Here is a 25,568-nt window from a genome sequence, read left to right on the forward strand (position 1 = left end):
GGCGGGGGTTGCCTGGCGCGGCCGGGTGGGCAAACTCAGCCCCGCCGGCGTTTGAGGCGCCGCCGGAGGCGAATCCAGCCTCGCCGGCGTTTGAGGCGCGGGGGCCGGGGCGGAGCCCCGGGAGCGGCGCCGCACCGGAGTCACCGCACCCGGCGGCAGCCCTACGGCTTGGCGGGGGCCGAGTGCTTGCCGTCCTGGGGCGGCGGCGGGGCGTCCCCGTCGGACACGGCGAACCACGTGCCCAGGCCGATCGCGACCGCAAGGGCCGCCGCCGATGCGGTGAGCACCAGCCGCCGCTTGCGGGCCGCCTCCGCCCGGTGCCGGGCGGAGCCCGGCCGGTGGCCCCCGGCCGGGCGGGGGACCCGGGCGGTGCCCAGCGCACCGCCCGCCAGCTCGTCCGGCCCCGGCACCCGCATCGAGGTGTGCGTGTCCCGGTTGGAGTCCGTCGCGGAGCCGGGGACGAGCGGGACCACGCCCCGCCGCCGTACGGGATCCGCGGCCGGCTCGTCCGAAGGACCCGGCTCCGGATCGGCGTCGTCCGGCTCGTCCACGTCCAGCGGCGGCATCCCCGCCAGCAGCGGCAGCAGGTCCCGCAGCCGGACCGAGAGCTCCGAGGCCCGCAGCCGCGAGGCCGGGGCCTTCGCCAGGCACTGCACGATCAGCTGCCACAGCTCGTCGGGGATCCCGGGGAGGGGGACGACGGTCTCCGTGACGTGCCGCCGCAGCACCGCACCCGGGTGCCCCCCGCCGAACGGCGTGAAACCGGCCAGCAGCTCGTACAGCACGGTGGCCAGGGCGTATATGTCGACCGCCGCCCGCGGGGGCAGGCCCTCCACGATCTCCGGCGCCAGGTAGTCCGGTGTCCCGATGATCCGGGTGGTGGGGGCCGACACCCGGACCCCGGCGGCCCGCCGCGGGGTGTCGATCAGCTTGGCCACCCCGAAGTCGGTCAGCAGCGCCGGATGCGCGCCGCCCGGCCCGAGCGGCCCCTGCATGTCCAGCAGGACGTTCTCCGGCTTGACGTCCCGGTGGACCACCCCGGCCGCGTGCGCCGCGGCCAGCGCGTCGGCCACGTCCGCGACGATCGCCACGGCCGCCTCGGGGGCGAGCCGGCGCTCGCGGTCGAGGCGCGTGCGCAGGTCCGTACCGCGTACGAGGTCCATGACGAGGGCGAGGTCGTTGCCGTCGACGACGAGGTCGCGGACGGAGACCACGTGCGGGTGCTCCAGGCCGAGCAGCGCGCTGCGCTCCTGGACGAAGCGTCCGACCAGCTCCTGGTCGGACGCGAGGTCCTCGCGCAGCAGCTTGACGGCGACGGGCCCGTCAGGCCCCTCGCCCAGCCACACCGTGCCCGCGCTGCCGCGCCCCAGGATCTGGTGCGCGGTGTACCGGCTGCCGATCTTCCGTGCCACGACTGCTCCCTCAGCGGCTGGCCCAACGCACCCAAAGCTACGCGGCCGGGTGGGGGTTGAGGGCCAGCAGGGGGCCGGATTCGCGGCGACCTTCACTTCTGCGGGCGAAAACATGTCCCAGAAGTCGACAAATCCACGAACTCGGCGCTACGGGGCTCTGTTCAGGGCTTGCCGGACCCCGAACCCGTGGACTCCGCGGCATCCCCGAGGGCGCCGATCCAGTCGACGATGTCGGAGCCCCAGGTCCACAGCTGGTCCCACCAGCTCTTGCCGGTGCCGATCCACTCCGGGAGCGGGGTCAGCTTCCAGATGAGCCAACCCGCCACGAAGAACACCAGGATCATGACCAGGCAGCCCTTGAGGCAGCCGAGGCCGGGGATCCGCACCGGGTTGGCGCTGCGGCGGCGCGGCTCGCGCGGCTCGCGGGGAACCTGCTGCCGGGGCGGCGGACCCTGCGGGGGCTGCTGCCGGGGGGCCTGCGGCTGCTGGTAGGGCTGGTGCTGCTGCGGCTGGTACTGCTGGGGCTGCGGCGGGGGCGCGTACTGCTGCGGCGGCGGCTGCCGGTACTGCGGCTGCTGCGGCTGCTGGTACTGACCCTGCTGGTACTGCTGCTGCGGCGGCTGCCGGTACTGCTGCGGGGGCGGCGGCTGCTGCGGCTGGTACTGCGGCGGCGGGGGCGCCTGGCGCTGCGGGCGGCGGCGCAGCGGGTCCTCGCTCGGGTCGAGGTACTGCATCTGCGTCTGCTCGTTGCGGTCGCGGGCGGCGGCCATCTGCGACTGCCACGGGTGCGGCTGGTCCGGGCGCTCCACCGGCGGCATCACCGAGGTCGGGTCGGCCCCGGCGGGACCGGTGCTCGGCAGCACGGAGGTGGCGTCGTTCGCGCCGACCGGCGGCATGACGCTGGTCATGGCGTTCGGGTCGTAGGCGCCCATGGGCGAGGCGGCGCCCCCGCCGCCGGGCAGGACCTGGGTGGCGTCCGCGGGACCCGGGGTGCCGGGTACGGGCGCGGGCGAGGGGTCGGGGGCGAGCAGCGCGCCGACGCCGAGGGCGGCCTCCACCTCGGAGGGGGCGCTGTGCACGCCGATGCCGGAGGCGACCACGCGCAGGCCGCGGGCCAGGTTCTCGGCGCTGGGGCGCTCGTTCGGCTCCTTGCGCAGGCACCGCTCGATGACGGTCCACAGCGCCTCGGGCACGGTCGGGGGGCGCTGCGGGTCCTCGCTGAGGTGGCGGTGCAGGACTTCGAGCGCCGTGCCGCCGGCGAAGGGCGGGCGGCCGGTGAGGAGTTCGTAGAGCAGGATGCCGGCGCCGTAGATGTCGACGGCGGAGGTCTGCGGGCGGCCCTCGGCGGACTCGGGCGCGACGTAGGCCGGGGTGCCGACGAACTCGTGGGTGCGGGTCAGCCCCGGGGAGTCGGCGAGGCGGGCGATGCCGAAGTCGGTGAGCATCGGCTTCATCTGGCCGCCGCGCTCGTCGACCAGGACGTTGGCGGGCTTCAGGTCGCGGTGGACGACGCCGTCGGCGTGGCTGGCGGCGAGCGCGTCCGCGATCTGGGCGGTGAGCAGGGCCGCCGCGACGGGGGTGAAGGGGCCGTTCTCGCGGAGGTACTTGTGCAGGTCCGGGCCGTCGATCAGGTCCATGACCAGGGCCAGCAGATCGCCCTCGACGACGAGGTCGCGGGTGCGCACGATGTTGGGGTGCGTCAGGCGCAGCAGGACGGAGCGCTCGCGCAGGAAGCGCATGACGATGTCCGCGTCCTGGGCCAGCTCCTCCTTGAGGACCTTGATGGCCACGGTCTCGCCGGGCTGCCCGGCGACGGCCGCCTCGGCGCCGGCGGTCTCCCTCTGGCGGGCACGCCAGACAGTGCCCGTGGCGCCGCGCCCGAGCGGCTCCTCGAGCAGATATTTGCTGCCGACTGGCCGCACGTCTCGCGCTCCCCTGCTGTCGTCTGCTGTGGTCGGTCCGCTGGTGGGTTTTCCGGCCCACTCTATGGGGTGTCCCTGTGGAAGACGTCGGGTGCCGGAGGTTGGTTGCCGCACATATGTACGAAGAGTGACGTTTGGGGGGTATGCCGGAGGCGATTTTCCTCTGCTTTCCTCGCTTCCGTTGCGGCCCGCGACCGATCAAGATCATTTGTTGGCGGGTGCCGGGCGTGTTGTCGGCGACAGGTGCGAGGATGCACCCGTACGGAACGGCACGGGACGGGAGCCCCGCCTTCCGGCAGACCTGACCGGACGACGCGTCCGTGCCGGGTGGGGGGTGTGAGCGGGCAGCCATGTCCGGGACTTCCCCCTGCCGGGCGCACACACCGCGCACCGCGCAGAAGGGACCGCTGACGGCGATGCAGATCCGGCTGACCGTCCTTGGGTCGCGCAGCGGCCACCAGACCGCGACCGCACCCGTGAGCTGTGACGTACTCGTCACCGCGCCCGCCGGAACCGCGCTGGCCGCGGTCGCCTCCGGGCTCGCGGCGACGGTCGGCGGGCCCGACACGGGGGGCACGGTCATCCTCTACGCCGGCGCCGAGCGGCTCGACCTCCAGCGGCGGGTGCTGGGGGAGCCGCCGCTCGTGGACGGGGCGGTGCTCGCGCTGCACGGGCCGGTGCCGGACGTCCTGCCGGAGGAGAGCCTCGGCGCGCCCCAGCTGCACGTGGTGTCCGGGCCGGACGCGGGCGGCGTGCACCTGCTGCACAGCGGGCAGATCCGGGTCGGGCGGTCCGCCGACGCCGATGTCCCGCTGGACGACCCCGACGTGTCCCGGCTGCACTGCGCGGTGACGGTGCTGGGGGACGGGCGGGTGGCGGTGGCCGACCTGGACTCGACGAACGGCACCACGCTGGACGGCGCCCCGGTGGGCCCCCAGCCGGTGGCCCTGCCGGCGGGGGCGCTGCTGCGGGTGGGCGAGTCCACGCTGCGGCTCGCCCCGGCGGGGACGGGGGCCGCTCCCCTGGCGGTGTCCTCGGACCTGGAGGGCCACCTCGCCCTCCCCCGCCCCTCGGCTGCCGCCGGCTCCGACGGGGGGCCCCGGTCCGCCTCCGGCGGGGGGTACGGGTCCGGCTCGGCCGGGGACGCCTCCGGCGCGGGCTGGGGGCCCGGGAGCGGGCTTGAGCACGGCGCGGGCGGGCACGGCGGTGCCGGCGCGGCGGCGGGCAGCGGCAGCGGCAGCGGCAGCGGCAGCGGCAGCGGCAGCGGGCAACCGTACGGTACTTTCCCCCACCCCGCCCCTTCCCGAAACGGGGGCTCCGCCCCCGACCCCGACCAGGCGGGGCTCCGCCCCGCGCACCCCGACGCCTCCGGCCCGGCCGGCGGGGCCGGTGGTGGGCGGCGGAAGGGGCTCGGAGCCTGGGCCCGGAAGTGGGTGCGGGGGGAGGAGGCCGCGGAGGCGGTGGCCGAGCCGGCCGTCGCCGTCGCGGCCGTGCCCGATCCGGACGACCCCGCCGCGCTGCTGCTGGCCGCGCTGGGGCCCACCGCCCGGCTCTGGTCGCGCACCCCCGGGCACCCCGCCGTGCTGGAACTGGGGCTCGGGGCCGGCAGCCGGGTCGCCCTGCGCGGCGTCGGCGCCCTCGGCATCGCGGGCCCCCGGCCCCGCCTCGCCGGAGTGGCCCGCTGGGCCGTCGCGCAGCTCGCGGGGCTGCACTCCCCGGGGCAGCTGGAGATCGTGCTCGTCTCCACGGACCGGGCCCGGCCCCTCGCCGACCGGCGCCGCGACTGGGGCTGGCTCGGCTGGCTCCCCCACGTACGCCCCGCGCACGGCCAGGACTGCCGGCTGCTGCTCGCGTACGACCGCGACCAGGCCGCCGCCCGCGCCGGTGAGCTGACCCGGCGCCTCGACGACGGCCCGCTCGGCGCCAACTGGGCCGCCGCCGATGCCGAGCAGGTGCGGCAGGCCGCCGCCGCGTACGAAGGGCCCTACACCCTCCTCGTCATGGACGGGGACCCCGGCGCGGGCGCCCTGCGCGACATCACCGGCCGGCTCGCCTCGCACGGCCCCGCCGCCGGGATCCACGTACTGGCGCTCGCCGAGGCACCGGCCGCCACACCGGCCTCACCCGTCGCCGAGACGTACGAGGCCGCCTGCGCGAGCACCCCCGCGTTCCGGGACTGCGCCACCGTCGCCCTGCTGAGCGGGGACGTCGCCACGGCCGTACGGACCTTCGCGGTCCGCGGCGGCCGGCCCGGCCCGGTCGGCGACACCGCCACCGCCGACGCCGTCTCCGCGGCCTGGGCGGAGCGGTTCGCCCGGGCGCTGGCGCCCCTGCGGGCCGACGGCGGCCCCGCCGAGCCGTACCGGCCGGCCGCCGCCACCCTGCCCGCCACCGCCCGGCTGCTGGACGAGCTCGGGCTGGCCCGGGCCACCCCGGCCTCCCTGATGGCCCGTTGGGCCGCGGCCACCGACCAAGGGCAGGCCGTGGGCGGACTGGCCGAGATCGTGCTGGGCAGCGGGCGGCGCGGCGCGGTCGGCGCCGAGCTGGTCCACGACGGCCCGCACCTGCTCATCGAGGGCCCCGCCGGCAGCGGCCGCACCGAGCTGCTGCGCTCGGTCGCGGCCTCGCTGTCCTCGGCCGCCCGGCCCGACCGGCTGGGGCTGGTCCTCCTCGACGGGGCCGGCGGCGAGCGCGGCGACGGGCTGCTGCCCTGCACCGAACTCCCGCACGTCTCCGCGCACCTGGTGGCCTCCGATCCGCTGCGCATGCGCGAGTTCGCGCAGGCGCTGGGCGCGGAGCTCAAGCGCCGCCACGAGCTGCTCGACGGCGTGGCGTTCTCCGACTGGCACGCCGGGCGTGAACTGTCCGACCGGATGGTGTCGCCCCGCCAGCCCTCCCCGGGCGAGCAGCTCGGCGACCTCGACCCCCTGCGCTCGGGCACCCTGCGGCTGCGCGCCTCCGTCACCCGGGCCGAGCCGGCCGCGGCGAGTCCGCTGCCCCGGCTGGTGGTCCTGGTCGACGACTTCGACGCGCTGGTCGCGCCCGGCCTCGGCAGCACGGGCCGGCCCGCCGCCGGCTCGGTCGTCCGCATCCTGGAGGCGGTGGCCCGTGAGGGCGCCCGGCTCGGCGTGCACCTGGTCGCGACCACCGCCCGCCCGGACCGTACGGCCGAGACCGGGCTGGCCCGGCTGACGACCCTGCGCGTGGAGCTCGACGCCCCCGACCAGCCGGGCCCGGGCCGCGGCCTGCTCCGGTACGCGGACGGCCGGACGGTGCCGTTCCAGGCCGGCCGGGTCACCGGCCGGATCCCGCGGACGGCGACCCAGAGGCCGACTGTGGTCCCGGTGGAGTGGGAGCGGATGGGCGATCCACCGGCCCGCCGCCCGGTGCGTGAGCTGGGCAACGGCCCGACCGACCTCGCGCTGCTGGCCAGCGCCCTGGACCGGGCCTCGCACCTGGTCTCGGCGATACCCGTGCTGTTCCCACCCGCGCCGTAACCTGCACCGCGCGCCCGCGAGGCGGTATTGCGGGGGCGGGCGGGTCGGCGTAGACCTTGTGGTCCGGGACACACCACGGGCATCGGGGGCACAGCCATGCGCAGGCACGGAACGAGCCGTACGACACTCAGCTGGGCGGCGCTCGCGGCAGCGGGCACCCTCGTCCTCACCGCGTGCGGCGGGGACGGCGAGGCGAAGGAACCGACCGACGGCGGCACGGTCTCGGTCCCGGAGCTGGCCTTACCGCAGCTGACCGGCGAGAAGCTGGAGGTCGCGGCGGTCTGGACGGGCCCCGAGCAGGAGAACTTCACCAAGGTCCTGAAGGAGTTCGAGAAGCGGACGGGCGCCTCCGTCACCTTCGTACCGGCCCAGGACCCGATCGTCACCTTCCTCGGTTCGAAGATCGCGGGCGGGCAGCCGCCGGACGTGGCGCTGCTCCCGCAGGTCGGGGCGCTGGTCTCGGCGGTGCAGAACAAGTGGGCGCAGCCGGTGGGCCCGGAGGCCCAGGCGCAGCTCGACAAGAACTACTCGGCGGGCTGGAAGAAGCTCGGCGCGGTCGACGGCACCCAGTACGGCGTCTACTACAAGGCCGCCAACAAGTCGCTGATCTGGTACAACGCGAAGGCCTTCGAGGCGGCCGGGGTCAAACCCCCGACCACCTGGAAGGAGCTGATCACCGCGGCCGACACCCTTTCGGCCTCGGGCACGCCGGCGGTCTCGGTGGCGGGTGCGGACGGCTGGACGCTCACCGACTGGTTCGAGAACGTCTACCTCTCCCAGGCGGGCCCGGAGAAGTACGACCAGTTGGCCAAGCACCAGATCAAGTGGACGGACGACAGCGTCAAGCAGGCGCTGACCACGCTGGCCGAGCTGTTCGGGCGCAAGGACTTCCTGGCGGGCGGCCCGAGCGGGGCCCTGGCCACGGAGTTCCCGAAGTCGGTGACGCAGACCTTCACCGGCGGGGACCGGCCGGCGGCCGCGATGGTCTACGAGGGCGACTTCGTGGCGGTCAACATCGCGCAGACGGAGGCCAAGGTCGGCAAGGACGCCCTGGTGTTCCCCTTCCCGGCGGTCGGGGCCAAGGCGCCGGTGGTCTCGGGCGGTGACGTGGCGGTCGCGCTGAAGCCGTCGAAGGGCGCGCAGGCGCTGCTGACCTTCCTGGCCTCGCCGGCGGCGGCCGAGATCCAGGCCCGTCAGGGCGGTTTCGTCTCCCCGAACAAGGCGGTCAGCCCGTCCGCGTACCCGAACGACATCCAGCGGGACATCGCCAAGGCGCTGATCGCGGCGGGCGACGACTTCCGCTTCGACATGTCGGACCAGGCTCCGGCGGCCTTCGGCGGGACCCCGGGCGCCGGCGAGTGGAAGGCCCTCCAGGACTTCCTGGCGAACCCGGCGGACGTGGCGGGCACCCAGGCGAAACTGGAGGCGGACGCGGCCAAGGCCTACGGGAACTAGCCCCGTGACGGCCCCGGCCACGGCCGTCCGCCCCGGCAGGGGGCGGACGGCGCGCTCCGCGGAGGCCCGGCGCCGCCGCCTGATAGCGGCGGCGTTCCTCCTGCCGGCCCTCGTGCTGCTCGGCGCGCTCGTCGTGCACCCGATCGGCTACTCGGTCTACCGCAGCTTCTTCGACCGGTCGGGCGGCTCTTTCGTCGGCGCCGGCAACTACCGCGAGATCCTCAGCGACGACACGATCCGCACGGCCCTGAAGAACACGGCGGTGTGGGTGGTCCTGGCGCCCACCACCGCCACCGCCCTCGGCCTGATCTTCGCGGTGCTCACCGAACGGGTGCGCTGGGGAACGGCGTTCAAGCTCCTCGTCTTCATGCCGATGGCGATCTCGATGCTGGCGGCGGGCATCATCTTCCGGCTCGTCTACGACCACGACCCCGACCGGGGCGTCGCCAACGCGGTCTGGGTCGGGGTGCACGACACCTTCGCGGAGTCCTCGGCGTTCCCCAAGGCCCGCCCGGGCCGGGACTCGCCGCTGGAGGACGCGGGCGGCGGTGCCTTCGTGACCCGTGATCCCGTACGGGCGGGCGTGCCGGCGCTGCTCCCGCTGGTCGGGGTGGCCCCGGAGGCCCTGCCGGAGGGGACCCGTACGGCGGGCAGCCCCGCCCCCGAGCCGGGGAAGGTCACCGGCACGGTCTGGCAGGACTTCACGCGGGGCGGGGGCGGCCGGGCGAACGTGGTCGACCCCACGGAGTCGGGCTTCTCGGGGATGCGGATCGAGGCGGTCAAGGACGGCAGGGTGGTGGACTCGGCGAGGGCCCGCGCCGACGGCACCTTCACCCTGTCCGCGAAGGCCGACGGGGCGCGGCTGCGGCTGCCCGCGTCGAACTTCCGGGAGGCGTACGCGGGGGTGGAGTGGCTCGGCCCGACGCTCGTCACCCCGGCGGTCATCGGGGCGTACGTATGGATGTGGGCCGGTTTCGCGATGGTGCTGATCGGGGCCGGGCTGGCGGCCGTTCCGCGGGAGCTGCTGGAGGCGGCCCGGGTGGACGGGGCGAACGAGTGGCAGGTGTTCCGCCGGATCACCGTGCCGGTGCTGGCGCCCGTGCTGGTGGTCGTCCTCGTCACGCTCGTCATCAACGTGATGAAGATCTTCGACCTCGTCTTCGTGATCGCGCCGGGCGCGGTGCAGGACGACGCGAACGTGCTCGCGCTCCAGCTGTACCGGACCTCCTTCGGCACGGACGCCGACCCGGGCCTGGGCAGCGCCATCGCCGTCCTCCTGCTGGTGCTGGTGATCCCGGTGATGCTGGTGAACATCCGCCGCCTGCGAAAGGAGCGCTCCCGATGACCGGTCCCGACACACCGCCGGACCCCACACGGCCCGCGTCCGAACCGGCGGCAGCCGAGCGGGCGCCGGCCGGTCGAGCCGGGGGCCGTCCCCCGAACGCGGCGCCCGCCGCAGGCGGCACCGCCGGCGGCCTGGTGGCGCGGCTTTCCGGCGGAGCCCTACGGCTCTTCCTGGTCGGCGCCGCGCTCTTCTGGCTGATGCCTACGCTCGGGCTGCTGATCTCCTCCTTCCTCTCCCCCACCGACCTCAACAAGGCCGGCTGGTGGCAGGTCTTCACCGCCCCCTCCCGGCTGACGGCCGGCAACTACTCCCGGCTGCTGGCCAACGAAACGATCACCGACTCGCTCCTGAGCACCGTCGCGATCACGGTGCCGGCCACCCTGCTCGTGGTGACCCTCGGCGCCTTCGCCGGATACGCCTTCGCCTGGCTGGAGTTCCCCGGCCGGGACTGGCTCTTCCTCATGGTCGTCGGGCTACTCGTCGTGCCCGTACAGGTGGCACTGATCCCCGTCTCCGAACTCTTCGGCTCGATCGGGCTGTTCGAGACCACCGCGGGCGTGGTCCTCTTCCACACCGCCTTCGGCCTGCCCTTCGCCGTGTTCCTGCTGCGCAACTTCTTCGCGGAGATCCCGCGCGAGCTGCTGGAGGCGGCCCGCCTCGACGGCGCGGGCGAACTGCGGCTGTTCGCCCGGGTGGTGCTCCCGCTGGGCGGCCCGGCGATCGCCTCGCTCGGGATCTTCCAGTTCCTCTGGGTGTGGAACGACATGCTGGTCGCGCTGGTCTTCGCGGATTCGGCGCACCCGCCCGTCACCGTCGCGCTCCAGCAGCAGGTACGGCAGTTCGGGAACAACATCGACGTGCTCGCGCCCGGAGCCTTCCTGTCCATGGTGGTCCCGCTGGTCGTCTTCTTCGCGTTCCAGCGGCAGTTCGTGTCGGGGGTGATGGCGGGCGCCGTCAAGTGACCGGCCGGTGCGTCGACAAGCGCCGGACATGCGGTGTTGACGCTGGGTAACCCGATTGCCGCACGCTGCGTAACCCGAACACCACGCCGGGGGTTCCTGTGCAATATGCCCGCCGACCCCTGGATGTGCCGTGCCCCGGTTCAGCGTCATCGTGCCCGCGTACAAGGTCCAGGCGTACCTCCAGGAGAGTCTGGACTCGGTCCTGACGCAGTCGTACCCGGATCTGGAACTGATCGCGGTCGACGACGCCTCCCCGGACGCCTGCGGCTCGATCATCGACGAGTACGCGGCGCGGGACCCCCGGGTCACCGCCGTGCACCTGGCGCACAACCTCGGCCTGGGCCCGGCCCGCAACGCGGGGCTGGCCCGGGCCACGGGCGACTACCTGGTCTTCCTCGACGGCGACGACACCCTCGCCCCCGGCGCCCTGCAGGCCATCACCGACCGGCTGAAGGCCACCGGCTCCCCCGACGTCCTCGTCTACGACTACGCGCGCACCTTCTGGACCGGGGAACTGGTCCGCAACGAGCTCTCCCACCGCCTCTCCGAGGACGGCCCGGCCAGCTTCCGGCTCGCCGACCGCCCGGCGCTGCTCGGCATGCTGATGGTGGTGTGGAACAAGGCGTACCGGCGCGAGTACGTGGAGCGCGAGGGCCTCGAATTCCCGCCGGGCTTCTACGAGGACACCCCGTGGACCTACCCGGCCCTGCTGGCCGCCGAGTCCGTCGCCGTCCTGGACCGGGTCTGCGTGCACTACCGCCAGCGGCGGACCGGCTCGATCATGACCACCACCACCCGCCGCCACCTGGACGTCCTCGACCAGTACGACCGGGTCTTCGGCTACCTCGCGAGCCGCCCCGAGCTGGAGCGCTGGCGCCCCGCCCTGCACCGGCGGATGGCCCAGCACCTCTGCACCGTCCACGCCGACCCGCGCCGCCTGCCGCGCGCCGCCCGCGCCGAGTTCTTCCGGCGGGCCTCCGCGCTGCTGCGCCGCCACCGGGCCCCGGGCGGCGGCGGGGCCCTCCCCCTGTCCCTGTCGCGCACCGACCGGCTGCGGCACGCGCTGATGCGGCTGGGGGTCCGGCGCACGTACGGGCTGCTGTCGGCGCTGCGCTCGGCCGCCGTGACCACGGGCGGCGCCGCCTCGTCCTTCTGGCGGGGCCTGCGCGAGACCGCGCTGCGCCTGCACTACCGGATCCAGCGCCTGCTGCCGCTGCGCCCCGAGCTGGCGGTGTTCTCCGCGTACTGGCACGGCGGCTACGCCTGCAACCCGGCGGCGATCGAGGCGAAGCTGCGGGAGCTGGCGCCGCGGATGCGGACGGCCTGGATCTGCGACCCGGCCCACGCCTCGACCCTGCCCCGGGAGACGGCGGCGCTGCGGCCGGGCTCGGCGGCGTACTGGACCGCCCTGGCCCGGGCCACGTACCTGGTCACGAACGTCAACTTCGACCGCGCGCTCGTCAAGCGCCCGGGCCAGGTCCTGGTCCAGACCCAGCACGGCACCCCGCTCAAGCGGGTGGGCCTCGACCTCCAGGACCGGCCGGCGGCCACCCCCACGACGGACTTCGCGGGTCTGCTGCGCGGCGCGGACCAGTGGGACTACCTGCTCTCGGCGAACCGCCACTCCACGCTGGTCTGGGAGCGGGCGGTCCCGTCCTCGTACACGACCCTCGAATACGGCTATCCCCGCAACGACGTCTTCCACCGGGCCGGTGAGGCCGACGTCCTGGAACTGCGCGAGCGGCTCGGCATCCCGGCGGGCTCGACGGCGATCCTGTACGCGCCCACGCACCGCGACTACCGGCGCAGCCGGCCGGACCACCTGGACTTCGAGCGGGTCCTGCGGGACCTGGGCCCGCGCTACACGCTCCTGACGCGCACCCACCTGACGTACGCGGACACGGACCGCTCGTGGGAGGCGCACCCGCGCCTCCTGGACGTCTCCTCCCACCCCTCGGTGGAGGAGCTCTGCCTGGCCTCGGACGCGCTGGTCACCGACTATTCGTCGCTGATGTTCGACTACGCGGTCCTGGACCGGCCGATCGTGATCCACGCGGACGACTGGGAGGCGTACGAGGCCGCCCGCGGCACCTACTTCGACCTGCGCGCCTTCCCGCCGGGGGCGATCGCCCGGACCGAGGACGAACTGGTCGACATCTTCGCCACCGGCCACTGGCAGGGCTCCCGCTCGGCGCAGCTGCGGGCCGCCTTCCGGGCGCGTTTCTGCTCGTACGACGACGGGCACGCGGCGGAGCGCGTGGTCCGCCGCGTCTTCCTCGGCCAGCCCACGCCGGTGCCGGCCATCACCCCCCTGCAGGACCGCCGCCCGGCGCCCGCCCCGGCCCTGGCGCCGCTGGCGTCGGGCCGCCTCTGGCCCTGACGGCCCTGAGCCGGACCGGCCGGCGGCGCCGGGTCACCGCGAGGTGATGACCTGCTCCAGCAGGCCGTGCAGGACGCGCTGCTCCTGCGGGGTGAGGCCGGACAGCGGGGCGTCCACGGCAAGGAGGTCGAGGAAGCGTTCGCGCAGTGCCGTGCCCTCGGGGGTGAGGACGAGGTGCTTGGCGCGGCGGTCGGTGGGGTGCGGGTGGCGCTCGATCAGGCCCTGCTTCTCCAGCTTGTCGACGACGAAGGTGGTGTTGGAGGGCTCGCAGCTCATGCGTTCGGCGAGCTCCCGCATGGTCATCGGCCCGCTCATCTCCCGCAGTGCGGTCGCCTGGGGGGCGGTGAGGCCCAGGACCGCGGCGCGCTCCCGTACGTGCTCGGTGATCCGGTGGGCCAGTCCAGTCACCAGCCCGCACAGCTGGCGCTCGGCGATGACCTGCGGCTGCGGGGGCGTCGTCATGCCACCACCCTAGCAAGTCCATCAAGCCCACATATTTACAACTTGAATGATTCCAACTTGATGCTTATGGTGGGCGCCGTCGCCGCAGGGAGCACTGCGGCGAGCTGACGACGACTCACAGGAGAGCAGCCATGGCGGACTTGACGGCGATTACGAACGAACGACTGCGCCGGCCCTCGGGAATCCGCTCGATACGCCTGGGCGACACGAAGGTGACCTACCTGCCGGACGGCGACGTGCGGCTCCGGCCGCTGGAAGTGCTCCCCGGCACCACCGAGGAGGCGTGGGCCGCGCGCCCGGAGTACCTGGACGCCACGGGCCGCCTCGTGGGGAGCATCGGCAGCCTGCTGGTGGAGCACGGCGACCGCGCGCTGCTGATCGACGCGGGTTACGGCCCCCAGGCGCACGAGATTCCGGACGGCCCCATCCACACGGTCGGCGGTGGTGCGCTCTTGGACAGCCTCGCCGAACTCGGCCGCAGCCCCGAGGACATCGAAGCGGTGGCGCTCACCCACCTCCACGCGGACCACGTCGGCTGGACGTGCCTGCCCGCCCCCGGCGGCGACCGGTACGCGTTCGCCCACGCCGACTACCTGGTCTCCGAGCCGGAGTGGGAGCGGCGGGACCACCTGGACGCCGAGCAGGTCGCGGCCCTCGCACCGCACGTACGGACGATCACCGACGGGCAGGAGGTCTTCCCCGGCGTACGGGCGCGGATCGTCCCGGGCCACACCGCCGGGCACGCCGAATACGTCATCACCGGCGGCGGGCGGCGCCTGATCGCCTTCGGCGACGCCGTGCACTCGCCGGTCCAGATCGACCACCCCGAATGGTCCGTGGCCTTCGACCACGACCCCGCCCGGACCGCCGACCACCGCCGCCGGCTCGTCGCCGAGCTGGCGGAGCCCGGCACGATCGGCTTCGGCGGCCACTTCGCCGACGTGGTGTTCGGGCAGGTCCGGCAGGACGGCGAGGGGCCGGCCTGGCGTCCGGTGGACGCCTGACCGTCCGCAGGCGCCCCGGGCGCCAGACGCCTTACGCGGCGCGCAGGCCCGCCACCACGGAGCGGGCCAGCTCGTCGAGGTACCCGCCCGGCACGGCGTCCCGTACGACGACCTGCCGCCAGTACAGCGGCCCGATCGCCAGGTCCAGCGCCCGCTCCGGATCCGTGCCCTCGCGCAGCTCGCCGCGTGCGACCGCCTCCGACACGATCCCCGCCGCCATCCGCCGCTGCCCGTCGAGCAGCGCCCCGCGCACCGCCTCCGCGATCTCCGGGTTGCGCGCCGCCTCCACCAGCAGGTCGGGGATGACCGCCGAGGCCACCGGGTGCCGCAGCACGTGTGACATGACCTCCAGCAGGGCCCGTACGTCCCCGTACAGCGAGCCGGTCGAGGGCACCGGCAGCCCGTCGACGGCGAACGCGCCCACCAGGTCCAGCACCAGGTGCAGCTTCGACTTCCAGCGCCGGTAGACCGCCGTCTTGCCGACGCCCGCCCGCCGGGCGATGCCCTCGATGGACATCTTCGAGAAGCCGACCGCGGCCAGCTCCTCGACCACCGCCTCCCGGATCGCCTCGGTCACGTCCTCGCGCAGGACGGCGGCCCCGGCGGGGGCACGGCGGGCGGGGGTGGCGGCGGGGTCCGTGGTCATGCACCGAGCATAGCCGCGCACGCCGTCACCCTTCCGTCACGACGATACGGTTGCGTTCCGACGCAGGACTGCCCTAACCTCGCCGTAGCGACGATACGGACCCGTTCCATCGTCGAGCGACGCCCTGACCCCGGCGAAAGCGAACCCTGTGACCACCGCAACCGCACCCGCGACCGCCCCCACGACCTCCGCGGAGCGCGCGGCCCTCGCGGCCGCCCACGGCCTGACCCTCAGCGGCGCCCGCCCCACGCTCCCCCGCTACGTGGCGCAGCTCTGGGGCCGCCGCCACTTCGTCACCGCCTACGCGACCGCCCGCATGCAGGCGCAGTACAGCACCGAGAAGCTCGGCCAGGTCTGGCACCTGGTGACCCCGCTGCTCAACGCGGCGGTCTACTACTTCATCTTCGGCATCGTCATGCACGCCAGCCACGGCGTGCCCGACTACCTGCCGTTCCTGATCACCGGCGTCTTCGTCTGGGACTTCATCGGCAGCTCCGTCAACGCCGGCACCCGCTCCGTCCACAGCAACCTCGGCCTGGTCCGTGCCCTGCACTTCCCCCGCGCGAGCCTGCCCATCTCCACCGTCGTGCAGCTCTTCCAGCAGCTGCTCGTCACCATGGGCGCGCTGGTCATCCTGCTGCTCGCCTTCGGCCAGACCCCCGGCCCGTCCTGGCTCCTGGCCGTCCCCACCCTCCTCCTCATGGCGGTCTTCGCCGCCGGCTGCGCCATGGTCATGGCCCGCATCGGCAGCAAGAGCCCGGACGTCAGCCAGCTGATGCCGTTCGTCCTGCGCACCTGGATGTACTCCTCGGGCGTCATGTGGTCCATCGACCAGATGCTCAGCACGGACCACCTCCCGCACTGGGTGTCGCTGGCCCTCAAGCTCAACCCGGCCTCCGTCTACATCGACCTCATGCGCTTCGCCCTGATCGACAGCTTCCCCGCGCACGCGCTCCCGCCCCACGTCTGGCCGATCGCCCTCGGCTGGGCCCTGCTCGCCGGCGTCGGCGGCTTCGTCTACTTCTGGAAGGCAGAGGAGGAATACGGCCGTGGCTGACACCACCACGAAGTCCCCCACGGTGATCGCGGACGAGGTCCACGTCGTCTACAAGGTCCAGGGCGGCGGCACCCGCAAGGGCAGCGCCACCGCGGCCCTCAGCCGGATCTTCTCCCGCAGGCCCGCGCCCGGCATCCGCGAGGTGCACGCCGTCAAGGGCGTCAGCTTCACCGCGTACAAGGGCGAGGCCATCGGCCTGATCGGCTCCAACGGCTCGGGCAAGTCCACCCTGCTCAAGGCCATCGCCGGCCTCCAGCCGGTGGCGCGGGGCGCGGTCTACTCGCAGGGCCAGCCGTCCCTCCTCGGCGTGAACGCCGCCCTGATGAACGACCTGACCGGCGAGCGCAACGTCGTCCTCGGCGGCCTCGCCATGGGCATGACCCGCGAGCAGATCAAGGACCGCTACCGGGACATCGTCGACTTCTCCGGAATCAACGAGAAGGGCGACTTCATCTCGCTGCCCATGCGCACGTACTCCTCCGGCATGGGCGCCCGCCTGCGCTTCTCCATCGCCGCCGCCAAGGACCACGAGGTCCTGATGATCGACGAGGCCCTGGCCACGGGCGACGCGGCCTTCCAGCGCCGCAGCCAGGCCCGCATCGAGGAACTGCGGGCCACCGCGGGCACGGTCTTCCTGGTCAGCCACAGCATCGGCACGGTCCGCGAGACCTGCGACCGCGCGATCTGGCTGGAACGGGGCGAGCTCCGCATGGACGGGCCGGCCGGCGAGGTCTGCGACGCGTACGAGGCCTTCAGCAACGGGTAGTTCCGGCAGCAGGAGGGGGTGCCCGGCGGACCCGGACACCCCTACCGCTTCATGTGGTCCCTGCCCTCAGGCGCAGGGACTTCGTACTAGGGCTAGGGCTTGGGCTTGGGCTTGCCCTTCCCCGGCACGTTCAGGATGGCCACCCCGACCGGCCCGTCACCTGTGGTGAGGGTGTCGACCACCTCGTTGGTGTCGGTGTTGATCACCGATGCCGTGTCGTCCGCTCCGTTGGTCACGTAGGCCCGGGCACCGGCCGGGTCAACCGCCACCCGGGCCGGCTCGTCGCCGACCGTGACGTTGGTGACCACCGCGTTCGTCTCGGTGTTGATCACCGACACGTTGTCGTCGTCGCTGTTGACCACGTAGGCACGGTCACGGCCCGGGTCCACCGCCACCCCGGTCGGCACGGCGCCGACGGTGACGGTGCCGACCACCGCGTTCGCGTCCGTGTCGATCACCGACACCGAGTTGCTGAACTCGTTGACCACGTAGGCGCGGCCACGATCCGGGTCCACCGCCACCGAGAACGGGCGATCGCCGACCGGGACCGTGGTCAACACCGCGTTCGTCTCGGTGTTGATCACCGATACGTTGTCGTCGTCGCCGTTGGTCACGTAGGCGCGGGCCCGGCCCGGGTCCACCGCCACCCCGATGGGTCCGGCGCCGACGGGGACGACGGTCTCCACCGCGTTCGTCTCGGTGTTGATCACCGACACCGAGCCGTCGACCGCGTTGGCCACGTAGGCGCGGGCCCGGCCCGGGTCCACCGCCACCTCCCACGGGGCGTTGCCGACGGTGATGGTGGTGACCACCGCGTTGGTGTCGGTGTTGATCACCGTCACCGAGTCGCTCTCACGATTGGTCACGTAGGCGCGGGCACGGCCGGGGTCCAGCTCCACGTCGATCGGGGTGTCACCGACGGCGACGGTGGCGAGGAGGGTGTTGGTGTTGACGTCGATCACCGACACCGTGTCCGCCGCGCCATTGGCCACGTAGGCACGGGTGGCGGGGCCGGGCTTGGGGTTGCCTTCTGCTGCCGCCTGGGGGGTGACGCCCGGCAGCGATGCGGCGCACGCTGCCGTCAGGATGCCCACCAGCCATGCTCGGCGCCGGTGCCCCGGCTGCGACGGTTTCCCGGTCGCAGGCCCGGCCGGCGCGTTCTCATGGCTTTCGGGGGGTACGGGCATGGGATCTCCAGTGAACTGGTGCGTGGGGGGTGAGAGACGGCCCGCTTGGCGCGTCGGCCGTCACGAGCATCCTCAGCGGGGTGCCATGTCCCCGCCATCCCAGGCGTGCCGATCGGGGTAAAGCACACGTCAAAGGCCCCGGCCCCCGGAGCAATCCGGAGGCCGAGGCCTTTGCGTCGGCAGGTCGGGCCGATCAGCTGTGCGCGCGCAGCAGGCTGCGCATCGTCCGCATCGCCACCGACAGGTTCGCCAGGTCGAAGTCGTCCGACCCCCGGATCTCGTCCAGAGTCGTCCGCGCGCGCCCGATGATCGCGGCGTTCTTCTCCTCCCACGCCTTGAAGCGGTCCTCGGGAGTCGAATCGCCGTTGCCCACCGCCAGCACGTCGGCCGTCAGCGCCGCGTGCGCCGCGAACAGGTCCTCGCGGATCGACGCGCGGGCCATGGACTGCCAGCGGTCGGCCCGCGGCAGCTCGATGATCCGGTCCATCAGCTGGGTGATGTCGAGGCGGTCGGCGAGGTCGTAGTACACCTCGGCGACGGCCAGCGGGTCCACACCCGTACGGTCCGAGATCGCGACGACGTCGAGCGTCGGGAAGGCGGAGGAGAACCCGGCCACCTTGGCCGCCAACTCCTCCGGCACGCCGTCGCCGACGAGCTCGTCCATGACCGACTGGTACCACTCCAGGTCCGCACCGCGCACCAGCTTCGGCAGCTCGTCCCAGACCTGGCCCACCCGCTCCGCGAAGAAGCCGATGGTCTCGGTGATCTCCAGCGGCTGCGGCCGGTTGTTCAGCAGCCAGCGGGTACCGCGCTCGACCAGCCGCCGCGAGTGCAGCCGCACCCGCGTCTGGACACTGGCCGCGACCTTGTTGTCGAGGGCCTCGACCGCGTCCCACACCCCGGCCAGGCCGAAGATCTCGCGGGCCGCGAGCTGCGCCCGGACGATCTCCTCCAGGGAGGCCCCGGTCTCCTCGCGCAGGCGGTGCAGGAAGGTCGAACCGCCGGTGTTGACGGTGTCGTTGACCAGGAGGGTGGTGATGATCTCCCGGCGCAGCGCGTGCCCGTCGATCTGCTCGGGGAACTTCTCGCGCAGGGCGCCCGGGAAGTACGCGTGCAGCAGGCGGCGCAGGTACGGGTCGTCCGGCAGCCCGGTGGTGATGAGCTCGTCCGCCACCGTGATCTTGGTGTAGGCGAACAGGACGGCCAGCTCCGGCTGGGTCAGGCCCTTGCCGTTGTTGAGCAGTTCGCGGATCTGCCGGTCGGTGGGCAGGAACTCCAGCTCCCGGTTGAGCAGACCCTCGCGTTCCAGGCGGCGCATGAAGCGCTGCTGCGCGTGGAGCAGGCTGGGGGCCTGGGCCGCGCCGTTGGCCAGCGCCGTGTTCTGCGCGTAGTTGTTGCGCAGCACGAGACGGCCGACCTCGTCGGTCATCTCGGCGAGCAGCTTGTTGCGCTGCTTGACGGTCATGTCGCCGTCCGCGACGACCGCGTTCAGCAGGATCTTGATGTTCACCTCGTGGTCGGAGGTGTCCACGCCCGCGCTGTTGTCGATGGCGTCGGTGTTGACCTTGCCGCCCTCGCCGCCGGCGCCGCTGCGGGCGAACTCGATGCGGCCGAGCTGGGTCAGGCCCAGGTTGCCGCCCTCGCCGATGACCTTGGCGCGGACTTCGGCGCCGTTGACGCGGATGGCGTCGTTGGCCTTGTCGCCGACGTCGGTGTGCGTCTCGGAGCTCGCCTTGACGTACGTGCCGATGCCGCCGTTCCACACCAGGTCCACGGGGGCCTTGAGGATCGACTGCATCAGCTCGGCCGGGGTCATCTTCGTGACGCCCGCCTCGATGCCGAGGGCCTCGCGCATCGCCGCGGTGACCGGGACGGCCTTCGCGGTGCGCGGGTGGATGCCGCCGCCCGCCGAGATCAGCGAGGTGTCGTAGTCGGCCCACGAGGAGCGCGGCAGCTCGAACAGGCGGCGGCGCTCGGCGTACGAGGTGGCCGCGTCCGGGTTCGGGTCGATGAAGATGTGCCGGTGGTCGAAGGCGGCGACCAGGCGGATGTGCTCGGAGAGCAGCATGCCGTTGCCGAAGACGTCACCGGACATGTCGCCGACACCCACGACGGTGAAGTCCTGGGTCTGGGTGTCGTGGCCGAGCTCGCGGAAGTGCCGCTTGACGGACTCCCACGCGCCGCGGGCGGTGATGCCCATGCCCTTGTGGTCGTAGCCGGCCGAGCCGCCCGAGGCGAAGGCGTCGCCCAGCCAGAAGCCGTAGGACTCCGCGACCCCGTTGGCGATGTCGGAGAAGGTCGCGGTGCCCTTGTCGGCGGCGACGACGAGGTAGGTGTCGTCCTCGTCGTGGCGGACCACGCCCTTCGGGGGCACGACCTCGCCGGCGACCATGTTGTCGGTGATGTCGAGCAGCGCCGAGATGAAGATCTTGTACGAGGCGATGCCCTCGGCGAGCCACGCGTCGCGGTCCACCGACGGGTCCGGCAGGTTCTTGGCGACGAAGCCGCCCTTGGCGCCGACCGGCACGATGACGGTGTTCTTGACCATCTGCGCCTTGACCAGGCCGAGGATCTCCGTACGGAAGTCCTCGCGGCGGTCGGACCAGCGCAGGCCGCCTCGGGCGACCTTGCCGAAGCGCAGGTGGACGCCCTCGACGCGCGGGGAGTACACCCAGATCTCGAAGGCCGGGCGCGGCGCCGGCAGGTCCGGGATGGCCTGCGGGTCGAACTTCATCGAGATGTAGGAGTGCTGCTCGCCCGCGGAGTTCAGCTGGAAGAAGTTGGTCCGCAGGGTGGCCTTGATGAGGGTGAGGAAGGCGCGCAGGATGCGGTCCTCGTCGAGCGAGGCGACCTGGTCCAGGGCACCGTCCAGCTCCTCCAGCATGGCGTCGACGAGCTCGCTGCCGGCGGTCTGCCGGACGGGCGCCATCCGGGCCTCGAAGAGGGAGACCAGCAGCCGGGTGGTGTGGACGTTGTTGCGGAGGGTGTCCTCCATGTAGTCCTGGCTGAAGGTGGAACCGGCCTGGCGCAGGTACTTGGCGTACGCGCGCAGGACGACGGCCTGCCGCCAGGTGAGCCCGGCGCTCAGCACCAGGGTGTTGAAGTTGTCGTTCTCGGCCTCGCCGGTCCAGACGGCCGCGAAGGCCTCCTGGAAGCGCTCGCGGGCGTCGTCACCGAGGTACGAGTCCCCGTTGCCCGAGGCGAGCGGCATCCGCAGGCCGAAGTCGTAGATCCAGGCGCTGACGCGGTCGGAGCGGCGCAGCTCGTACGGGCGCTCGTCGGTGACCTCGACGCCCAGGCGCTGGAGCACCGGCAGGACCGCGGAGAGCGAGACCTGCTCACCGGTGCGGTAGATCTTGAACCGGCGCTCGCCGGGGCCCGCGCCGACCGGCTCGTACAGGGAGAGCGCGAACGGGCGGTCGCCGGCGGCGAGCTTCTCCAGGTGGCACAGGTCGGCGACGGCGGCGCGCGGCGAGTGGTCGGCCTTGTAGCCCTCGGGGAAGGAGGTGCCGTAGCGGCGCAGCAGCTCCGCGGCGCGCTCCTCGCCGAGCTCGGCGACCAGGGCCTCGGAGAAGCCGTCGGCCCAGGAGCGGGCCGCTTCGACGAGGCGGCCCTCGATGCGCTCGACGTCGGCGTCGGTGAGGACGGGCAGTTCCTTGCCCTGCGGGACGCGGACGACGAAGTGGATGCGGGAGAGGATCGACTCGGTGTTCCAGGCGGTGAAGTCGACGCTGATGCCGTCGAGCTCCTCCCTGAGGATGTCCATCAGACGCAGCCGGACACCGGTGGTGAAGCGGTCGCGCGGCAGGTAGACCAGCGCGGAGTAGTAGCGCCCGTACTCGTCCTGGCGCAGGTACAGCCGCAGCCGGCGGCGTTCCTGGAGGTACAGGACGGAGGTGACGATCTCGCGGAGCTTGTCGACCGGGGTCTGGAACAGCTCGTCGCGCGGGTAGGTCTCCAGGATCTGCAGCAGGTCGCGGCCGTCGTGGCTGGACGGCGCGAAGCCGGCGCCCTCGAGGACCTCGGTGACCTTGCGGCGGATGACCGGGACGCGGCGCACGGACTCGGTGTACGCGGCGGAGGAGAACAGGCCGAGGAAGCGGCGCTCGCCGACGACGTTGCCTTCGGCGTCGAACTTCTTGACGCCGACGTAGTCGAGGTACGAGGGGCGGTGCACGGTGGAACGGCTGTTGGCCTTGGTCAGCACCAGCAGGCGGTGCTCGCGCGCCTTGGCGCGGGCGTCGGCGGGCAGCCGGTTGAAGGACGGCGAGACCGGGTGGCCGTCGTCCTTGCCGCTGTGGTGCGGGTCGGAGCGCAGGATGCCGAGGCCGGTGCCGGCGACGGCGGCGAGGGAGTCGCCGTCGACGAGGTTGTACTCGCGGTAGCCGAGGAAGGTGAAGTGGTCGTCGGCGAGCCAGCGCAGCAGCTCGCGGGCCTCTTCGAGCTCGTACTCGCGCAGGTCCGGGGCGGTGGGCTCCTCGGGCAGGCCGTCGGCGATGCGCAGCGCGGCCTCGCGCATCTTCTCCCAGTCCTCGACGGACTCGCGGACGTCGGACAGGACGCGCAGCAGGTCGACGGTGATTTGCTTGAGGTCGGCCTTGTCGGTCTCGCGGTCGATCTCGACGTGGATCCAGGACTCGACGAGGGAGTCGTGGGGGCGCGCCGTACGGGGGCCGTGGGCGTCGCAGTCCGGGCCGAGGATCTCGATCAGCTTGCCGGTGACGTCACGGCGGACGACGACCTGCGGGTGGATCACGACGTGGATGCCGCGGCCCTGGCGGGACAGCTCGTTGGTGACGGAGTCCACGAGGAACGGCATGTCGTCGGTGACGACCTCGACGACGGAGTGGCTGGAGGTCCAGCCGTTCTCCTCGACCGTGGGGGTCTGCACGCGAACGTTCGCGGTGCCCTGCGGCCGGTTCTCGGCGAGCCGGTAGTGCGAGAGCGCCGCCCCGAACACGTCGACCGGGTCCCGGTCCAAGAGGTCCTCGGGGGCGGTGTGCAGGTAGTAGCGCTGGAGGTAGGCGAGCACGGTGTCCCGGTCAGGACGCTCCCCCTGCTCGGACCCAGTCGGAAGTAGCCCCCCGGCCGGGCTGTTCTCAGCTACCCGGGCCGCCCGCGTCAGCAGCTCGGCCTTTGCTTCGTCCAGCTTGGTCTGCATGTCCTCTGGCTCCTGTCGCGCGCCATTGCGTGACGTAGGTGAAGGAAGGAATGACGTAGCGCCGCGATGGGGCGGGGTGTCCGTCCGGAATCGATATCGACGCTATGCCGTCGAGAGAGCCGACCGGGAGGGAATGAGACATCGTCATCCGGTCCCGGTGGCGGAGATCAGCAAGGGCCCGGGCACGGTTGTGCGCCGGGCGCAGGCCGGGGGCTTCGGCGCCCCCGATGACTATCGCGCTGATCACGGGTACAAGGCTATCTCGCCAGACCCCCACCACGTCACCGGCCGGTTCTGTACAAAAGTGTGTACGCAAGTTTGACGATGTGCGCAGTGACGCGGTCGCCCGCCCGTGCCAGAACCTATTCGGACAGCTCGCGAGCGGTGCGGACGGCGTCCGCCAGCGTGTCCACGACGGGAACTCCGGCCGATTCCAGACTGCTGCGGCTGTGCGAACCACCCGTGTAGAGGACGGCCCGCGCGCCCACGTGGGCGGCGGCGAGCGCGTCGTCCACCGCGTCTCCGATGAGGATCGTACGGCGGGCGCTCACGCCGGTGGCCTCCATGGCGGCCATATGACGTACGAGGTGTCCCGCCTTGGAGGTGTGGGAGGGCCCGATCCGCCCGTCGACGCGGATGAAGTGCCGGTCGATGCCGTGGGACCGCACGAGCGGTACGAGCTTCTCGTGGGGCGCGAGGGACAGCAGGGACTGGGTGAGCCCGGCCAGCTGCCAGTCCTGGAGCAGCTCGCGGGCGCCCTCGGCGAGGCCGGCGTCCTCGGCGGCGGCCCAGTAGTGGCGGTGGAACGTCTCGTCCATCACCGTCCACTCGTCCTCGGTGGGCAGGCGCCCCATCAGCCGTTCGTAGAACTTCGGCACGGGTACGACGTACAGGTCGCGGTACGTCTCCAGGGTGATCGGCGGGAAGCCGAACTCGGCGAAGGAGGCGTTGGTCGCGGCTATGACGGCGTCGATGTCGTGGAGCAGCGTGCCGTTCCAGTCCCAGACGATGTGCGGCGCGCGTGCGTGCGTGGAGGTCACTTCAGCAGCCCCGGAATCTCCTGCACGCCGAACCAGAGCAGCTCGTGGTCCTCGGCGCCGTCGACGACGAACTGCGCGTCGTCGTCCCCGCGGTCGGCGGCGTCGATCGCGCCGGCGGCCGCGGCGACGTCCGCCTCGGCGTCGTCGGCGTCGACGTGCACGGCGGCGGCCACGGTCAGCCGTACGGCCTCGGCGAGGGCGACCTGGCCGAGGGTGGCCTCGTCGAGCCCGGGCGTGGCGGTGGCGGCCCGGTCGGCGACGTCCAGGGCCACGACGACGCGCCGGCGCGGCGCGGCGGGATCGGCGGCGATCAGCCGCAGGGAGGCGGCGGCGGCCCGGCTGAGGGCGGCGTACTCCAGCTCCTCGATGTCATCGGAGACGTACCACTCCCGCAGCCCGGGCGTGACGGCGTACGCCCGCAGCGGGCCGGGGCCCAGCTCACCCGCCTTGTGCGCCTCGGCGAGCCCGGGGAGGGTCAGGGGGACGTACACGCGCATGGCCGGCTGCTTTCGGTAGTCGGAAAACCCCCTCAGGATACGTCCGGCCGCCGGACCATCGGCAGAGTGACGGCCTGCGTACCCCTTCGGGGTGCCCGCGGCGGCCGCGGGGCCGTCCACCTCCGTCCGCGCGTGCGCACCGCGGGGCCCGCCCGCGGAACGGCGGGCCACCCGGATAGGTGAACCCGCGGGGCCCCCTCACGCAGGCCCCGGTCCGGTTGCGGAGCGTGTTCGGCCGCCCGTAGAAGATCCCCATCCACCAAGTTACCGATTGGTACGGGCAGATCGCGAGGGAGGCCACCATGGAGACCACGATGCGCGGCAGGATCGGCGGCGAGGGCAGCGGCCGCCGTCCGGGCGGCCCGGCCCGCACCCGGCCCGCGGGACGCCGCGACCCGCGCGGCCCCTCGGCACCGCCCCGCGCCCCGCACCAGGGTCCGCACCACTGGTTCGCCGAACGCCTGCTGGCGGTCGTCTGCGGGCTGCGCCCGGTCCACTCGCTCCTGGGCCACACCGTCGGCCCCGCCTACGAGCAGCTGGTCGTCCTGGCCCCTTCCAGCCCCCTGCGCGACCACCTGCGCCCGGTCGTCCGCGGCTGCGGCCGCTTCACCCCGGGCCCGGGCGTCATCGAGGCCTTCGCCCGCATCGCCACGGGCGAGCGCACGACGGCGATGGCCTTCCGCCTCGAACAGGGCCCGGACCTCCGCTGGCGCTGCGCGGCGGTGGAAATCCAGGGGCTGCGCCCATGACGCGGCCGGGGCCGGACACCACTCGG

At 73.2% G+C, this 25,568-nt stretch carries 17 protein-coding genes; 9 read left to right on the plus strand and 8 right to left on the minus strand.

The window, feature by feature from the left end; translation table 11 throughout:
- Nucleotides 1–161: 161 nt before the first annotated feature.
- Both ACFTXQ_RS34095 and ACFTXQ_RS34100 read right to left on the minus strand, forming a co-directional pair.
- The gene (locus ACFTXQ_RS34095; RefSeq protein WP_382648769.1) at nucleotides 162–1,412 is read right to left on the minus strand and encodes a serine/threonine-protein kinase; all 1,251 of its coding nucleotides are present in this window, start codon (nucleotides 1,410–1,412) and stop codon (nucleotides 162–164) included.
- A 161-nt stretch (nucleotides 1,413–1,573) separates the two neighbouring features.
- The gene (locus ACFTXQ_RS34100) at nucleotides 1,574–3,334 is read right to left on the minus strand and encodes a protein kinase (protein WP_382648772.1); all 1,761 of its coding nucleotides are present in this window, start codon (nucleotides 3,332–3,334) and stop codon (nucleotides 1,574–1,576) included.
- 416 nt (nucleotides 3,335–3,750) lie between these two features.
- Here ACFTXQ_RS34100 and ACFTXQ_RS34105 point away from each other — a divergent pair, with 416 nt between their 5' ends.
- The 5 genes from ACFTXQ_RS34105 to ACFTXQ_RS34125 all read left to right on the plus strand — a co-directional run bounded on the left by ACFTXQ_RS34105 (nucleotide 3,751) and on the right by ACFTXQ_RS34125 (nucleotide 12,973).
- Nucleotides 3,751–6,831 carry an FHA domain-containing protein gene (locus ACFTXQ_RS34105; RefSeq protein WP_382648808.1) on the plus strand — a complete coding sequence of 1,027 codons (3,081 nt, stop codon included), beginning with the start codon at nucleotides 3,751–3,753 and terminating at the stop codon, nucleotides 6,829–6,831.
- 96 nt (nucleotides 6,832–6,927) lie between these two features.
- Nucleotides 6,928–8,286, plus strand: a complete 1,359-nt coding sequence (locus tag ACFTXQ_RS34110) for an ABC transporter substrate-binding protein (RefSeq protein ID WP_382648775.1) — start codon at nucleotides 6,928–6,930, stop codon at nucleotides 8,284–8,286.
- Between the two features lie 79 nt (nucleotides 8,287–8,365).
- The gene (locus tag ACFTXQ_RS34115; RefSeq protein ID WP_382648811.1) at nucleotides 8,366–9,631 is read left to right on the plus strand and encodes a carbohydrate ABC transporter permease; all 1,266 of its coding nucleotides are present in this window, start codon (nucleotides 8,366–8,368) and stop codon (nucleotides 9,629–9,631) included.
- On the plus strand, nucleotides 9,628–10,593 hold the full coding sequence (locus tag ACFTXQ_RS34120; protein WP_382648778.1) for a carbohydrate ABC transporter permease: 966 nt from the start codon (nucleotides 9,628–9,630) through the stop codon (nucleotides 10,591–10,593). Before ACFTXQ_RS34115 ends, ACFTXQ_RS34120 begins: the two co-directional genes overlap by 4 nt.
- A gap of 130 nt (nucleotides 10,594–10,723) precedes the next feature.
- A complete protein-coding gene (locus ACFTXQ_RS34125; RefSeq protein WP_382648780.1) occupies nucleotides 10,724–12,973 on the plus strand; it encodes a CDP-glycerol glycerophosphotransferase family protein in 2,250 nt (749 codons plus the stop codon).
- A 33-nt stretch (nucleotides 12,974–13,006) separates the two neighbouring features.
- On the opposite strand, the gene ACFTXQ_RS34130 is transcribed toward ACFTXQ_RS34125, so the two are convergent.
- Complete coding sequence (locus ACFTXQ_RS34130; RefSeq protein WP_382648783.1) at nucleotides 13,007–13,435, minus strand: MarR family winged helix-turn-helix transcriptional regulator; 429 nt, start codon at nucleotides 13,433–13,435, stop codon at nucleotides 13,007–13,009.
- A 131-nt stretch (nucleotides 13,436–13,566) separates the two neighbouring features.
- On the opposite strand from ACFTXQ_RS34130, the gene ACFTXQ_RS34135 reads away from it, so the two are divergent.
- Nucleotides 13,567–14,439, plus strand: coding sequence for an MBL fold metallo-hydrolase (locus ACFTXQ_RS34135; protein ID WP_382648786.1), 873 nt, complete (start codon nucleotides 13,567–13,569; stop codon nucleotides 14,437–14,439).
- Between the two features lie 31 nt (nucleotides 14,440–14,470).
- Here ACFTXQ_RS34135 and ACFTXQ_RS34140 read toward each other — a convergent pair whose 3' ends face one another.
- The gene (locus ACFTXQ_RS34140) at nucleotides 14,471–15,085 is read right to left on the minus strand and encodes a TetR/AcrR family transcriptional regulator (protein WP_382648789.1); all 615 of its coding nucleotides are present in this window, start codon (nucleotides 15,083–15,085) and stop codon (nucleotides 14,471–14,473) included.
- A 148-nt stretch (nucleotides 15,086–15,233) separates the two neighbouring features.
- Between ACFTXQ_RS34140 and ACFTXQ_RS34145 the strand changes: the two genes are divergently transcribed.
- Together ACFTXQ_RS34145 and ACFTXQ_RS34150 are read left to right on the plus strand one after the other, a co-directional pair.
- Nucleotides 15,234–16,142, plus strand: coding sequence for an ABC transporter permease (locus ACFTXQ_RS34145; protein ID WP_382648792.1), 909 nt, complete (start codon nucleotides 15,234–15,236; stop codon nucleotides 16,140–16,142).
- The gene (locus ACFTXQ_RS34150) at nucleotides 16,135–16,908 is read left to right on the plus strand and encodes an ABC transporter ATP-binding protein (protein ID WP_382648795.1); all 774 of its coding nucleotides are present in this window, start codon (nucleotides 16,135–16,137) and stop codon (nucleotides 16,906–16,908) included. The genes ACFTXQ_RS34145 and ACFTXQ_RS34150 overlap by 8 nt, the downstream gene beginning before the upstream one ends.
- Nucleotides 16,909–17,000: 92 nt before the next feature.
- Here ACFTXQ_RS34150 and ACFTXQ_RS34155 read toward each other — a convergent pair whose 3' ends face one another.
- From ACFTXQ_RS34155 to ACFTXQ_RS34170, 4 genes are all read right to left on the minus strand, one after another.
- A complete protein-coding gene (locus tag ACFTXQ_RS34155; RefSeq protein ID WP_382648798.1) occupies nucleotides 17,001–18,002 on the minus strand; it encodes a YncE family protein in 1,002 nt (333 codons plus the stop codon).
- Between the two features lie 286 nt (nucleotides 18,003–18,288).
- A complete protein-coding gene (locus ACFTXQ_RS34160) occupies nucleotides 18,289–23,256 on the minus strand; it encodes an NAD-glutamate dehydrogenase (RefSeq protein ID WP_382648801.1) in 4,968 nt (1,655 codons plus the stop codon).
- Between the two features lie 362 nt (nucleotides 23,257–23,618).
- Nucleotides 23,619–24,296 carry an HAD family hydrolase gene (locus tag ACFTXQ_RS34165; RefSeq protein ID WP_382648803.1) on the minus strand — a complete coding sequence of 226 codons (678 nt, stop codon included), beginning with the start codon at nucleotides 24,294–24,296 and terminating at the stop codon, nucleotides 23,619–23,621.
- The gene (locus ACFTXQ_RS34170) at nucleotides 24,293–24,793 is read right to left on the minus strand and encodes a DUF6912 family protein (RefSeq protein ID WP_382648806.1); all 501 of its coding nucleotides are present in this window, start codon (nucleotides 24,791–24,793) and stop codon (nucleotides 24,293–24,295) included. Before ACFTXQ_RS34170 ends, ACFTXQ_RS34165 begins: the two co-directional genes overlap by 4 nt.
- Nucleotides 24,794–25,107: 314 nt before the next feature.
- On the opposite strand from ACFTXQ_RS34170, the gene ACFTXQ_RS34175 reads away from it, so the two are divergent.
- Complete coding sequence (locus ACFTXQ_RS34175; RefSeq protein WP_382648814.1) at nucleotides 25,108–25,542, plus strand: Rv3235 family protein; 435 nt, start codon at nucleotides 25,108–25,110, stop codon at nucleotides 25,540–25,542.
- Nucleotides 25,543–25,568: the final 26 nt, after the last annotated feature.

This window comes from Streptomyces sp. NPDC057010, assembly GCF_042673805.1.
Classification (GTDB): domain Bacteria; phylum Actinomycetota; class Actinomycetes; order Streptomycetales; family Streptomycetaceae; genus Streptomyces.

Bases quoted from the DNA above. Each gene is read 5' to 3' on its own strand.
- ACFTXQ_RS34105 (WP_382648808.1), top strand. From the start codon at position 3,751: ATGCAGATCCGGCTGACCGTCCTTGGGTCGCGCAGCGGCCACCAGACC.
- ACFTXQ_RS34110 (WP_382648775.1), top strand. From the start codon at position 6,928: ATGCGCAGGCACGGAACGAGCCGTACGACACTCAGCTGGGCGGCGCTC.
- ACFTXQ_RS34120 (WP_382648778.1), top strand. From the start codon at position 9,628: ATGACCGGTCCCGACACACCGCCGGACCCCACACGGCCCGCGTCCGAA.
- ACFTXQ_RS34130 (WP_382648783.1), bottom strand. From the start codon at position 13,435: ATGACGACGCCCCCGCAGCCGCAGGTCATCGCCGAGCGCCAGCTGTGC.
- ACFTXQ_RS34135 (WP_382648786.1), top strand. From the start codon at position 13,567: ATGGCGGACTTGACGGCGATTACGAACGAACGACTGCGCCGGCCCTCG.
- ACFTXQ_RS34140 (WP_382648789.1), bottom strand. From the start codon at position 15,085: ATGACCACGGACCCCGCCGCCACCCCCGCCCGCCGTGCCCCCGCCGGG.
- ACFTXQ_RS34160 (WP_382648801.1), bottom strand. From the start codon at position 23,256: ATGCAGACCAAGCTGGACGAAGCAAAGGCCGAGCTGCTGACGCGGGCG.
- ACFTXQ_RS34170 (WP_382648806.1), bottom strand. From the start codon at position 24,793: ATGCGCGTGTACGTCCCCCTGACCCTCCCCGGGCTCGCCGAGGCGCAC.
- ACFTXQ_RS34175 (WP_382648814.1), top strand. From the start codon at position 25,108: ATGCGCGGCAGGATCGGCGGCGAGGGCAGCGGCCGCCGTCCGGGCGGC.